Source organism: Salinarimonas sp. (assembly GCF_040111675.1).
In the GTDB taxonomy this organism is placed as follows: domain Bacteria; phylum Pseudomonadota; class Alphaproteobacteria; order Rhizobiales; family Beijerinckiaceae; genus Salinarimonas.
This window is the reverse complement of sequence record NZ_CP157794.1, coordinates 2,948,952-2,960,751: the sequence shown is the minus strand read 5'-3', so window position 1 is coordinate 2,960,751 and position 11,800 is coordinate 2,948,952. Positions and strand designations below refer to the sequence as shown.

The following is an 11,800-nucleotide window of genomic DNA, read 5'->3' as shown; positions in this document are numbered from 1 at the left end:
CGGCCGGGGATGACCGCGTGAACTCGGGCAGGGCCCCTCAAGCCCCCGGAGGCGGCGGCAGGAACTCCACCTCGTGCTGGGCGGACAGCGCCACCACCGCGCCGGGCTCCTGCTCAGGCAGATTGTGAATACCCCAGAACAGGTCGTAGAGCTTCCGGGTCGGCGTCACCCAGAACAGGCACTTCACCGGCTGGTCGGTCTTGTTGAAGATGCCGTGGGGCATGCCCTTGGGCATGCGGATCAGGTCGCCCGCCTGCGCCACCACCTCCTCGCCGCCGAGCATCAGGTCGAAGCGGCCCTCGAGCATGTAGATGTACTCGTCCTGGGTCGGGTGGATGTGCGGCGGCACGAACGTGCCGACCGGGAAGGTGGCGTGCCAGGAGAAATTGTGCTCGGTGACGTTCTTCGGCACGTAGATCTGGCCGAGGATGTTCCACTTCACCCCTTCCAGGCCCTCGCCGGCGGGCGTGATCCCGGCGATCTCATCGGTGCGCATGTCTCGGTCCCCCTCTCGTCTCGATACGCTCACACGTGCAGGAACCGGTCCTTCACGCTCGCGTCGGCCTTCAGCTCGGCGCTCGTTCCCGTCCAGGCGACCCGGCCCTTCTCGACGACGACGTGGCGGTCGGCGAGCGGGATCAGCGCGTCGACGTTCTTGTCGATGACGAGGATGGCCTGGCGCTCGCCCTTCAGCCGCCCCAGGCAGTCCCAGATCTCGGCGCGGATGAGGGGCGCGAGCCCCTCCGTCGCCTCGTCCAGGATGACGAGCTTCGGGTTCGTCATCAACGCACGTCCGATGGCGAGCATCTGCTGCTCGCCGCCCGAGAGCTGCGAGCCGAGGTTCCGCCGCCGCTCCTTCAGGCGCGGGAACAGCTCGTAGACCTTCTCCAGCGTCCAGCGCGGGGCGCCGAAGCGTGCGGCCGAGGTGGCGATCAGGTTCTCCTCGACGGTGAGCGTCGGGAAGATCTGCCGGCCCTCCGGCACGAGGCCGATGCCGCATTGCGCGATCCGGTAGGAGGGCAGCCCGCGGATCGGCCGGCCCTCGAAGGTGATCTCGCCGCCCTTGGGGCGCACGAGGCCGAGGATCGAGCTCACCGTCGTCGTCTTGCCCATGCCGTTGCGGCCGAGCAGCGTCACGACCTCGCCCTCGCCGATGTCGAAGGAGATGTCGAACAGGACCTGGGCCGGCCCGTAGCTCGATTCGAGATGGCGCACGGACAGCATCAGGCGGCCTCCTCGCCGAGATAGGCCTCGCGCACGGCGGGGTCGGCGCGCACCACGTCCGGGCTGCCGGTGGCGATCACCCGCCCGTAGACCAGCACGCTCACCCGGTCGGCCAGCGCGAACACCGCCTCCATGTCGTGCTCGATCAAAACGATCGTGTAGCGCCCCTTCAGGCCGAGCAGCGTCTCGACCACGCGCTCGCTCTCCTCGCGCCCCGTGCCCGCCAGCGGCTCGTCCAGCAGCAGCAGCTTCGGCCGCGTGGCGAGCGCGACGGCGAGCTCGAGCTGGCGCTTCTCGCCGTGGGACATCTGCCCCGCGATCACGTCGGCGCGGCCGCCGAGGCCCACGGTCGCGAGCGCCTCCATCGCCTGGTCGTCGAGATCGCGCTCGCGCGCCGGATCGCCGAAGAAGCGGAAGGACGAGCCCGAGCGCGCCTGCACCGCGACGGCGACGTTCTCCCGCGCGGTGAAGCCCGGAAGGATCGAGGTGATCTGGAAGGAGCGGGCGAGCCCCGCGCGCACCCGCTCGTGCATCGGCGCCTGCGTGACGTCCCGCCCGCCGAACAGGATCGTGCCGGAATCGGAGGGGGCGAGGCCGGAGATCTGGTGGATCAGCGTCGTCTTGCCCGCCCCGTTCGGCCCGATGATCGCGTGCAGCTCCCCGGTCTCGACGGCGAGCGAGACGTCGTCCGTGACGGCGAGCGCGCCGTAGTTCTTGCGCAGGTTCTTCAATTCGAGGAGCGCGCTCATTTCGCCCTCCGGAAGAAGCCGAGGATGCCGCCGCGCGCGAACAGGGCGACGAGGACGAGGAACGGGCCGAAGATCAGCTTCCAGTCCTGGGTGATGCGCGCGAGGATCTCCTCCAGGAACAGGAACGAGACGGCGCCGAGGATCGGCCCGACCAGCGTGCCCATGCCGCCGAGCACCACCATGATGATGAGCTCGCCCGAGCGCTGCCAGGAGATGAAGGCGGGCGAGACGAACTCGATGTGGTTCGCAAGGAGAAAGCCCGCGAGCCCGGCGATCATGCCGGCGATGACATAGGCGGCGAGCTGGTAATGGTAGGGATTGTAGCCGATTGCCTGCATGCGCACCGGGTTCTCCTTCGTGCCCCGCAGCACGCGCCCGAAGCGCGAGCCGACGATGGCGCGCAAGAGGCCGTAGACGCCGATCAGGCAGGCGAGGACGACGTAGTAGAACACCAGATCGTTCTCGAGCACGTCCGACCCGAAGACGAGGCTGCGGGTCGGCAGCGTCAGCCCGTCGTCGCCGCCGTATGGCGCGAGCGAGGTGGTGAGAAAGTAGACCATCTGCCCGAAGGCGAGGGTGATCATGATGAAGTAGACGCCCTTCGTCCGCAGCGAGATCGCTCCCGTCACGAAGGCGAAGGCCGCGCTCACGGCGAGCGTCGCGAAGAGCTGCACGAAGGCGTCCGGCACGGCGTGCGCCATCAGGATGCCCACCGCGTAGCAGCCGATGCCGATGAAGGCCGCGTGACCGAAGGAGACCAGCGCCCCGTATCCGAGGATGAGGTCGAGCGAGAGCGCGGCGATGGCGAAGATCATCGCGCGCACGACGAGCGAGAGCAGGTAGCCCTCCGCCCCGATCTGCGCGAGCGCCGGCGCGATGGCGAAGAAGACGAACAGCGCGAAGGCGAGCGCCTCGCGGCGCAGGAGCGAGGGCCGGGCCGCCGGCGGCGCCGCGGGCGAGGCCGCCGGCGCCTTGGTCGCGGGGGAGGCGGTGTCGAGCATGCGGTCCCGCTCCTCAGCGCTTCACGGGAAAGAGGCCGGCGGGGCGGAAGAACAGGACCGCGGCCATGAGGATGTAGATCAGCATCGGCGCGATGGCGCGCCCCACGGTGGAGGCGCCGCCGGGGTCCATGAACAGCCGCAGGACGTCGCCCGCGAAGGTGCGCCCCAGCGTGTCGACGAGCCCGATGATCAGCGCCGCGAGGAAGGCGCCGCGGATCGAGCCGATGCCGCCGATGACGATGACGACGAAGGCGAGGATGAGCAGGTTGTCGCCCATGCCGGGCTCGACCGAGAGAATCGGCGCCACCATCGCGCCGGCGAAGCCCGCGAGCATCGCGCCGAAGCCGAACACGATCATGAAGAGCCGGCGGATGTCGACGCCGAGCGCCGAGACCATCTTGGCGTTGGTCGCGCCGGCGCGCACCAGCATGCCGGCGCGGGTGTAGTTCACCAGCACGTAGAGCAGCGCCGCGACGCCGAGCCCGGCCGCGATGATGGCGAGCCGGTAGACGGGATAGAAGAAGCCTTCGAACAGCACGATCGAGCCCTGCAGGAGCTCCGGCACCGGCACGAAGAGCGGCGAGGAACCCCAGACCACCTTCACCCCCTGGTTCAGGAACAGGATGATGCCGAAGGTCGCGAGCACCTGCTCGAGGTGGTCCTTGTCGTAGAGGTGCCGGAACACCACCGCCTCGAGCAGCAGGCCGAAGACGAGAGCGGCCGGCAGGGCCATGACGAGCCCGAGCCAGAAGCTCCCGGTCCACGAGGCGAAGGCGAAGGCGAAATACGCCCCGATCATGTACTGCACGCCGTGGGCGAGATTGATGAAGTCCATTACGCCGAACACGAGCGTGAGCCCCGCGGCGATCAGGAACAGGATGATCCCGAACTGCAGCCCGTTGAGGGTCTGGACCAGGATGAGCGTGGTGTACATGGCGCGATGGTCCTCGCCTCGCTCCCTCCCTGTAGGGGAGGGGACGGCCGGCGTCGCCGGCCCAGGGGTGGGGTCCGTGGTGGCATGCTTCGGCTTCGCCGAACGCGCCTGCCGGCGCGCCCCATCCGTCTCGCCGCTACGCGGCGATCCACCTTCCCCTACAGGGAAGGAGAGAGGGGGCGGCGGGTCCGCCGCCGCCCCCGCCCAGATGCCTCAGCCGCCCATCATGCACTTGTCGGCGTAGACGTCGCCGTAATCGTCGAAGACCTGCTCGGCGATCTCGGTCTGGTACATGCCGTCGTCGCGCTGCCCGACCTGGACGAGGTAGAAGTCCTGAATCGGGTACTGGTTGACGTTGAAGGCGAAGTCGCCGCGCAGGGACTGGAAGTCGGCCGCGCGGATGGCGTCGAGCAGGCGCTCCTGGTCCGCGACGTCGCCCCCGGTCGCCTCCAGCGCCGAATCGAGCAGCATCGCGGTGTCGTAGGCCTGCATGGCGTAGGAGCCCGGCACCTTGCCGTACTTCTCCATGTAGGCGTCGACGAACTCGGAATTGCCGGGGGTGTCCATGTCGGGCGCCCAGGTCATCGCGCCGAACATGCCGAGCGCCGCGTCCTGCTGCGCGGGGAGGGTCGACTCGTCCACGGTGAAGGCCGAGAGGAAGGGGATCCGGTCCTTCATGCCGGCCTGATTGTACTGGCGCACGAGGTTCACGCCCATGCCGCCCGGCATGAAGGTGAAGACCGCGTCCGGCTGCATCGCCGCGATGCGGGCGAGCTCGGCGGAGAAATCGAGCTGGCCGAGCTGGGTGTAGACCTCGTCGACGATCTCGCCCTCGAAATGGCGCTTGAAGCCCGCCGCCGAATCGCGCCCGGCCTGGTAGTTCGGCACCATCACGAAGACGCGCTCGTAGCCGCGGTCCTGCGCGACCCTGCCCATCACCTCGTGGACCTGGTCGTTCTGGTAGGAGGTGACGAAGAAGTTCGGGTTGCACTCCTCGCCGGCGTAGGAGGACGGGCCGGCGTTCGGGCTGATCAGCACCTTGCCGGAATCCATCACGGGCTTGTGGATCGCCTGGAGGATGTTCGAGAAGATCGGCCCGACGACGAAGTCGACGTCCTCGCGCTCGATCAGGCCGTTGACGCGCGTGAGCGCGACGTCCGGCTTCTGCTCGTCGTCGGCGACGACCACCTCGACGGGAACGCCGCCGAGCTCGCCGCCGAGCTGCTCGACCGCGAGCTGGAAGCCGTCGCGCGCCTGCTCGCCGAGCGAGGCGGCGGGGCCCGACAGCGTCACGATGATGCCGACCTTCACGGGGTCGGCGTCCTGGGCGTGCGTCAGCGCGGTGGTGGCGAGGAGCCCCAAAGCCGCGAGACCGATGGTCTTCGAGAACCTCTTGGAAAAAGTCGACATGACGTGCGTACTCCCGATTGGCTGTTCCCCGCGCGATTTTCCGCGCTTGTTCCCGCCGCGCAGCCACCATGACGCCGCAAAGCCGTCCCGAAAAGCCCCTTTCGGCACGGTTCGCCGCCTCGACCCGCGGCCAAACCCGATCCGACCCGCTTGACGCGACCCGCCTCCAGGCCTGATATTTGAAGCTTAAAACAAGCCACGCGCAAACCACAAGCGCCAAAAGCCGCCGCGGGGCGGCGAGCGGGAAGAGCGGAGACCGGCATGGACGCAGCACCCACGCATCAGATCGTCCCCCACGCGCGCCTCTCCGGGCGGCACGCCCTCGTCACCGGCGGCGGACGGGGCATCGGCCTCTCGATCGCTCGGGCGCTGGCGCAGGCGGGCGCCACGGTCACGGTGCTCGGCCGCGACATGGCCTCTCTCGAGCGCGCCATCGCCGCCGGCTCGGCGCACCACGCCGTCACCGCGGACGTCACGCTCGAGGACGCGATCGTGCACGGCTTCGAGGAGGCGGTCGAGCGCGCCGGGCCCATCGACCTGATGGTCTGCAATGCGGGCGCGGCCGAATCGGCGCCTTTCCAGGCGACGACGAACGACATGCTGTGGCACATGATGGACATGAACTTCATGAGCGTCGTCTACGCGGCGCGCGCCGTCCTGCCGGCCATGGTCGAGCGCGGCTTCGGGCGCATCGTCGCCGTCGCGTCCACCGCCTCGCTCAAGGGTTACCCCTACGTGTCCGGCTATGTCGCGGCGAAGCACGCGACGCTCGGCCTCGTGCGTTCGCTGGCGCTCGAGACGGCGCACAAGGGCGTCACCGTCAACGCCGTCTGCCCCGGCTACACCGAGACCGACCTCGTCGCCCAGAGCGTCGAGCGCATCGTCGCCAAGACCGGGCGCTCGCCCGAGGACGCGATGAAGGAACTCACCAAGCACAATCCGCAGCGGCGGCTCGTGCGCCCCGAGGAGGTCGCCGACACGGTGGCCTGGCTGTGCGGCGAGGGCGCCTCAGCCATCACCGGTCAGGCGATCGCGGTCGCCGGAGGCGAGGTGTGATGCACGAGCGGGTGTATCTCGACCACGAGGCGAAGGCGCTCGAGGCCCCGGCGGAGCACGCCGCCGAGCTCCGGCTCTGGCTGCGCCTGCTCACGCTCTCCACCATGATCGAGGGCGAGGTGCGCCGGCGCCTGCGCGAGCGCTTCGACGTGACGCTCCCGCGCTTCGACCTGATGGCTCAGCTCCTGCGCGCGCCCGACGGGATGACGCTCTCGGACGTCTCCAAGCGCATGATGGTCTCGAACGGCAACGTCACCGGCCTCGTCGAGCGGCTGGTCGAGAGCGGCCATGTCGTGCGCCGCGTCTCCGAGACGGACCGCCGCGCCCAGGTGATCAGCCTCACCGACGCCGGCCGCGCCGAGTTTCGCGCCATGGCGGTCGAGCACGAGCAATGGATCGCCGAGATGCTGTCGGGCCTCGACGAGGACGAGATCGACACGCTGATGCGACTCCTCGGCAAGGTGAAGGCCTCGACCCGCGCCGCGATCGACCAGGGCCCGAAGAACCCGGGCCCGAAGAACGGAGCTTCCCGATGAAACCCGCCAACGCGGTGACACTTCCCGTCGCCTCCTACCGGCCGACGCACTTCCTGCTCGAGGTGGCGGACGGCGTCGCGCACGTGACGCTGAACCGCCCCGAGAAGAAGAACCCGCTCACCTTCGAGAGCTACCGCGAGCTCACCGACTTCTTCGCGGCGCTGAAGAAGGACGACGGCGTCGGCGCGGTGGTGGTCTCGGGGGCGGGCGGCAACTTCTCCTCCGGCGGCGACGTGTTCGAGATCATCGAGCCGCTCACCGAGATGGGCACGAAGGGCCTCACCGCCTTCACCCGGATGACGGGCGAGCTCGTCAAGGAGATGCGCGCCTGCCCGCAGCCGGTGATCGCCGCCGTGAACGGCGTCTGCGCCGGCGCCGGCGCCATGATCGCGCTGGCGAGCGACGTGCGCCTCGCATCCGCGAGCGCCAAGGTCGCCTTCCTGTTCAACAAGGTCGGCCTCGCCGGCTGCGACATGGGCGCCTGCGCCCTGCTGCCCCGCGTGATCGGCCAGGGCCGGGCGTCCGAGCTGCTCTACACGGGCCGCTTCATGAGGGCGGAGGAGGGCGAGCGCTGGGGCTTCTTCTCGCGCATCGTCGACGAGGAGGCCCTTCTCGCCGAGGCGCGGGCGCTGGCCGCCGAGATCGTCGCCGGGCCGAACTACGCCAACACCATGACGAAGCGCATGCTCGCCATGGAATGGGCGATGTCGGTGGAGGAGGCGATCGAGGCGGAAGCCGTGGCGCAGGCCCTGTGCATGACCACCAACGACTTCCGCCGCGCCTTCGAGGCCTTCGCCGCGAAGACGAAGCCCGTCTTCGAGGGCGATTGAGGAGGCCTCCATGCCCGACGAGAGCTTCCTCTCCTGGCCGTTCTTCGAGGAGCGGCATCGCGCCTTCGCCCGCGATCTGAAAGAGTTCGCCCGCGATCTCCACGTTTCGCACGACGACGTCGACGCCGCCTGCCGCACGCTGGTGCGCCGTCTCGGCGAAGCCGGCGTGCTGCGCGCCGTCGCGCCCGCCGCCTATGGCGGCGAGGGCGAGGGCTTCGACGTGCGCACGCTGTGCCTCGCGCGCGAGATCCTCGGCTACCACGACGGCCTCGCCGATTTCGCCTTCGCCATGCAGGGGCTCGGCACCGGCTCGGTGACCCTGTTCGGCGCGGACGAGCTCAAGCGCCGCGTCCTCCCCGGCGTCGTCAAGGGCGAGCGCATCGCCGCCTTCGCGCTCTCCGAGCCCGAGGCGGGCTCCGACGTCGCCGCGCTCGAGACCACGGCGCGGATCGAGGGCGACACCGTCGTGATCGACGGCGAGAAGACCTGGATCTCGAACGGCGGCATCGCCGACCATTACGTCGTCTTCGCCCGCACCGGCGAGGCGCCCGGCGCCCGCGGCCTCTCCGCCTTCCTGGTCGAGGCCGACGCTCCGGGCCTCACGGTCGCCGAGCGCATCGACGTCATCGCGCCCCATCCGCTGGCCCGGCTCCGGTTCGAGAATTGCCGCGTGCCGCTCTCTCACCGCATCGGCGAGCCCGGCGCCGGCTTCAAGGTGGCGATGGCGACCCTCGACGTCTTCCGCTCGACGGTCGGCGCCGCGGCTTTGGGCTTCGCCCGCCGCGCGCTCGACGAGGCGCTCCACCGCGCCCGCACCCGCCACCTCTTCGGCGCGCCCATGGGCGAGCTGCCGCTCACGCAAGCCGCGCTCGCCGAGATGGCGACCGACGTCGACGCCTCCGCGCTCCTCGTCTACCGCGCCGCCTGGACCAAGGACCAGGGCGCGCCCCGCATCACCCGCGAGGCCTCCATGGCCAAGATGGTCGCGACCGAGAGCGCCCAGTCGGTGATCGACAAGGCGGTCCAGATCTTCGGCGGCCTCGGCGTCACCAAGGGCGTCAAGGTGGAGGAGCTCTACCGCGAGATCCGCGCGCTGCGCATCTACGAGGGCGCCACCGAGGTCCAGAAGATCGTCATCGCCCGCGAGACGCTGAAGGGAGCGGGGGGATGAGGGAGGAACGCGGTTCGCCCTGTCATCCCGGATTGCGAAGCAAGTCCGGGACCCAGAGCCGCAGGAGCCGCTCTCAGGGTGCGCGGGAGCGCGCCCGTCCACGTGAGGCCGATGCAGGCGTTCGTGGCCGCGGCGTTCGCCCGCCGCGACTTCGAGCCCCTGTGGTTCTGGGTCCCGGACTGCCTTCGGCATCCGGGATGACAGCCCTTGCATCTCTCCCCATCGCAGCCCGGAGACGCGCATGACCCCCAGCGCCCATACGGACACCTTCGCGCGCGACAATCTCCCGCCGCGCGAGCTCTGGCCGGACTTCCTCTTCACCCTGCCCGAGCTGCGCTATCCCGAGCGCCTGAACTGCGTCGAGGCTTTCCTCGACGTCCATGTCCGCGAGGGGCGGGGCGATCGCTCCTGCATCGTCTCGCCCGGCGAGACGCTGACCTATGCCGCGCTGCAGGACCGGGTCAACCGCATCGCCAACGTGCTCACGAAGGATCTCGGCCTCGTGCCGGGCGGGCGCGTGCTGCTGCGCTCGGCCAACAACCCGATGATGGTCGCCTGCTATCTCGCGGTGCTCAAGGCCGGCGGCGTCGTGGTCGCGACCATGCCGCTGCTGCGCGCCCGGGAGATCGCCTATCCGGTGCAGAAGGCCGAGGTCGCCATCGCGCTGTGCGACGCGCGCCTCGCCGAGGAGATGCGCAAGGCCGAGCCGCTCTGCGACGCCCTCGAGCGCGTCGTCTATTGGGGCACGCACGACGCCTTCGGCCTCGAGGCGCTGATGGCGGAGGCCTCGCCCGAGTTCGATGCGGTCGACACCGCCGCCGACGACGTCTGCCTCATCGGCTTCACCTCGGGCACGACGGGCAACCCGAAGGGCACGATGCACTTCCATCGCGACATGCTCGCGATCTGCGACGCCTACGGGAAGCACGTGCTGCGCGCTGAGCCGGACGACCGCTTCATCGGCTCGCCGCCGCTCGCCTTCACCTTCGGGCTCGGCGGCATCGTGCTGTTTCCGATGCGCATCGGCGCCTCGACGGTGCTGCTCGAGAGGGCGGGGCCGAACGAGCTCCTGCCGGCCATCGCCGAGCATCGGGCGAGCGTGGTCTTCACGGCCCCCACCGCCTATCGGGCCATGCTGCCGCACCTGCCGGAATTCGACGTCTCCTGCCTGAGGAAATGCGTCTCCGCCGGCGAGCCGCTGCCCAAGGCGACCTTCGACGCCTGGGAGGACGCCACGGGGCTGAAGCTGATGGACGGCATCGGCGCGACCGAGATGCTGCACATCTTCATCGCCTCTCCCGAGGAGGAGATCCGCCCCGGCGCCACGGGGCGTCCCGTCCCGGGCTACGAGGCCAAGGTAATCGACGAGGAGGGGCGCGACCTGCCGCCCGGCGAGATCGGTCGCCTCGCCGTGCGCGGGCCCACCGGCTGCCGCTACCTCGCCGACGACCGCCAGACCAAGTACGTCGAGAACGGCTGGAACGTCACCGGCGACACCTACCTCATGGACGAGGACGGCTACTTCTGGTATCAGGCGCGCTCGGACGACATGATCGTTTCCTCCGGCTACAACATCGCGGGGCCCGAGGTGGAGGCGGCGATGCTCACCCACCCTGCGGTGGCCGAATGCGGCGTCGTCGGCGTGCCGGACGAGGAGCGAGGCGCCATCGTGCGCGCCTACGTCGTCCTGCGCGAAGGGCAGACGGGGGACGCCGCCATGGCCAAGACGTTGCAGGAGCACGTCAAGAGCGAGATCGCGCCCTACAAGTATCCGCGCTCCGTCGTCTTCGTCGAGGCCCTGCCCAAGACCCAGACCGGCAAGCTCCAGCGCTTCGCCCTGCGCCGGCAGGCGGCCGACGAGGCCTCGCGGGAGGCGCTCCGGTGAGCGAGCGCATCACCCCGCCCGCCCGCGAGAGCCTCGGACCCGGCGTGCACCTCGCGCCGGTGAAGATCCGCTTCGCCCATTGCGACCCGGCCGGCATCGTCTATTTCGCCCGCTGGTTCGACATGCTCAACGGCGTGATCGAGGATTTCTTCGGCGAGGCGCTCGGCCTCGACTACCACGTCCTCATCCGCGACCGGCGCCTGGGGCTCGGCTACGGCCAGGCCCACGCGGACTACCTCAAGCCCGGGCTGATGGGCGACATCGTCGATTTCGCCGTCCTCGTCGAGCGGATCGGCGGCGCCTCGATCACCCTCGCCATCCCCGGCTATCGCGGCCACGAGCCCGTGATCGCCGCCCGCCTCGTCATCGTCACGACGGATCTCGACGCCCACAAGGCGATCCGCGTGCCCGACGACGTGCGCGCGGCCTTGACCCGTTACCAGGAGAGAAGTCGATGACCGGTCTGCGTGAGCGTCTGATGGGGCAGGGGGAGACGGGCGGCCCGCGCGTGCTCCAGCCCGCCGATTGGCCGATGCCGAAGGGCTATTCCAACGGCATGGCGGCCGCGGGCACCCTCGTCGTCACCGGCGGCGTCGTCGGCTGGGATGCGCAGGGGCGCTTCCCCGACGGCTTCGTCGCGCAGACGCGCCAGGCGCTGGAGAACATCGTCGCGGTCCTGAAGGAAGGCGGGGCCGAGCCGCGCCACCTCGTGCGCCTCACCTGGTACGTCACCGACATGGACGCCTATCTCGCCTGCCAGCGCGACCTCGGCCGCGCCTATCGCGACGTGATCGGCCCGCACTATCCCGCCATGGCCCTCGTCCAGGTCGTGCGCCTGGTGGAGCGCGCCGCCCTCGTCGAGATCGAGGCGACGGCGGTCGTCGCCGGCTGAGGGCGAGGCCACGATCGCGCTCGAGACGGTGACGATGCGCGCCATCGGGGCGCGCGTTCGGATCGTCGAGCCCCGATTCACGCGCGCCCATCGGCAGCGGCGCCGCGGCCGG

At 69.9% G+C, this 11,800-nt stretch carries 13 protein-coding genes; 7 read left to right on the top strand and 6 right to left on the bottom strand.

Annotated elements, in window-relative coordinates:
- Nucleotides 1-37: 37 nt before the first annotated feature.
- The 6 genes from ABL310_RS13750 to ABL310_RS13725 form a co-directional block, all read right to left on the bottom strand.
- Entirely contained in the window at nucleotides 38-496 is a 459-nt protein-coding gene (locus ABL310_RS13750; protein WP_349367581.1) for a cupin domain-containing protein, read from the bottom strand.
- A gap of 29 nt (nucleotides 497-525) precedes the next feature.
- Nucleotides 526-1,224, bottom strand: a complete 699-nt coding sequence (locus ABL310_RS13745; protein WP_349367580.1) for an ABC transporter ATP-binding protein — start codon at nucleotides 1,222-1,224, stop codon at nucleotides 526-528.
- Nucleotides 1,224-1,973 (bottom strand): ABC transporter ATP-binding protein, encoded by a 750-nt coding sequence (locus ABL310_RS13740; protein WP_349367579.1) that lies wholly within the window; start codon nucleotides 1,971-1,973, stop codon nucleotides 1,224-1,226. The genes ABL310_RS13745 and ABL310_RS13740 overlap by 1 nt, the downstream gene beginning before the upstream one ends.
- Nucleotides 1,970-2,974: a branched-chain amino acid ABC transporter permease gene (locus tag ABL310_RS13735; RefSeq protein WP_349367578.1), complete on the bottom strand. Its 1,005-nt coding sequence runs from the start codon at nucleotides 2,972-2,974 to the stop codon at nucleotides 1,970-1,972. The genes ABL310_RS13740 and ABL310_RS13735 overlap by 4 nt, the downstream gene beginning before the upstream one ends.
- Before the next feature lie 13 nt (nucleotides 2,975-2,987).
- Complete coding sequence (locus ABL310_RS13730; protein WP_349367577.1) at nucleotides 2,988-3,908, bottom strand: branched-chain amino acid ABC transporter permease; 921 nt, start codon at nucleotides 3,906-3,908, stop codon at nucleotides 2,988-2,990.
- A gap of 213 nt (nucleotides 3,909-4,121) precedes the next feature.
- Entirely contained in the window at nucleotides 4,122-5,318 is a 1,197-nt protein-coding gene (locus ABL310_RS13725; protein WP_349367576.1) for an ABC transporter substrate-binding protein, read from the bottom strand.
- 261 nt (nucleotides 5,319-5,579) lie between these two features.
- On the opposite strand from ABL310_RS13725, the gene ABL310_RS13720 reads away from it, so the two are divergent.
- From ABL310_RS13720 to ABL310_RS13690, 7 genes are all read left to right on the top strand, one after another.
- On the top strand, nucleotides 5,580-6,374 hold the full coding sequence (locus tag ABL310_RS13720) for an SDR family oxidoreductase (protein ID WP_349367575.1): 795 nt from the start codon (nucleotides 5,580-5,582) through the stop codon (nucleotides 6,372-6,374).
- A complete protein-coding gene (locus ABL310_RS13715; protein WP_349367574.1) occupies nucleotides 6,374-6,910 on the top strand; it encodes a MarR family transcriptional regulator in 537 nt (178 codons plus the stop codon). Before ABL310_RS13720 ends, ABL310_RS13715 begins: the two co-directional genes overlap by 1 nt.
- Entirely contained in the window at nucleotides 6,907-7,740 is an 834-nt protein-coding gene (locus tag ABL310_RS13710; protein WP_349367573.1) for an enoyl-CoA hydratase family protein, read from the top strand. Before ABL310_RS13715 ends, ABL310_RS13710 begins: the two co-directional genes overlap by 4 nt.
- A 10-nt stretch (nucleotides 7,741-7,750) precedes the next feature.
- Nucleotides 7,751-8,911, top strand: a complete 1,161-nt coding sequence (locus ABL310_RS13705) for an acyl-CoA dehydrogenase family protein (protein WP_349367572.1) — start codon at nucleotides 7,751-7,753, stop codon at nucleotides 8,909-8,911.
- Between the two features lie 241 nt (nucleotides 8,912-9,152).
- Nucleotides 9,153-10,796 (top strand): benzoate-CoA ligase family protein, encoded by a 1,644-nt coding sequence (locus ABL310_RS13700; RefSeq protein WP_349367571.1) that lies wholly within the window; start codon nucleotides 9,153-9,155, stop codon nucleotides 10,794-10,796.
- On the top strand, nucleotides 10,793-11,254 hold the full coding sequence (locus ABL310_RS13695) for a thioesterase family protein (protein WP_349367570.1): 462 nt from the start codon (nucleotides 10,793-10,795) through the stop codon (nucleotides 11,252-11,254). Before ABL310_RS13700 ends, ABL310_RS13695 begins: the two co-directional genes overlap by 4 nt.
- Nucleotides 11,251-11,688, top strand: a complete 438-nt coding sequence (locus ABL310_RS13690) for a RidA family protein (protein ID WP_349367569.1) — start codon at nucleotides 11,251-11,253, stop codon at nucleotides 11,686-11,688. Before ABL310_RS13695 ends, ABL310_RS13690 begins: the two co-directional genes overlap by 4 nt.
- Nucleotides 11,689-11,800: the final 112 nt, after the last annotated feature.

Bases quoted from the DNA above. Each gene is read 5' to 3' on its own strand.
- ABL310_RS13700 (WP_349367571.1), top strand. From the start codon at position 9,153: ATGACCCCCAGCGCCCATACGGACACCTTCGCGCGCGACAATCTCCCG.
- ABL310_RS13705 (WP_349367572.1), top strand. From the start codon at position 7,751: ATGCCCGACGAGAGCTTCCTCTCCTGGCCGTTCTTCGAGGAGCGGCAT.
- ABL310_RS13690 (WP_349367569.1), top strand. From the start codon at position 11,251: ATGACCGGTCTGCGTGAGCGTCTGATGGGGCAGGGGGAGACGGGCGGC.
- ABL310_RS13750 (WP_349367581.1), bottom strand. From the start codon at position 496: ATGCGCACCGATGAGATCGCCGGGATCACGCCCGCCGGCGAGGGCCTG.
- ABL310_RS13745 (WP_349367580.1), bottom strand. From the start codon at position 1,224: ATGCTGTCCGTGCGCCATCTCGAATCGAGCTACGGGCCGGCCCAGGTC.
- ABL310_RS13725 (WP_349367576.1), bottom strand. From the start codon at position 5,318: ATGTCGACTTTTTCCAAGAGGTTCTCGAAGACCATCGGTCTCGCGGCT.
- ABL310_RS13735 (WP_349367578.1), bottom strand. From the start codon at position 2,974: ATGCTCGACACCGCCTCCCCCGCGACCAAGGCGCCGGCGGCCTCGCCC.
- ABL310_RS13720 (WP_349367575.1), top strand. From the start codon at position 5,580: ATGGACGCAGCACCCACGCATCAGATCGTCCCCCACGCGCGCCTCTCC.
- ABL310_RS13730 (WP_349367577.1), bottom strand. From the start codon at position 3,908: ATGTACACCACGCTCATCCTGGTCCAGACCCTCAACGGGCTGCAGTTC.
- ABL310_RS13710 (WP_349367573.1), top strand. From the start codon at position 6,907: ATGAAACCCGCCAACGCGGTGACACTTCCCGTCGCCTCCTACCGGCCG.
- ABL310_RS13740 (WP_349367579.1), bottom strand. From the start codon at position 1,973: ATGAGCGCGCTCCTCGAATTGAAGAACCTGCGCAAGAACTACGGCGCG.
- ABL310_RS13715 (WP_349367574.1), top strand. From the start codon at position 6,374: ATGCACGAGCGGGTGTATCTCGACCACGAGGCGAAGGCGCTCGAGGCC.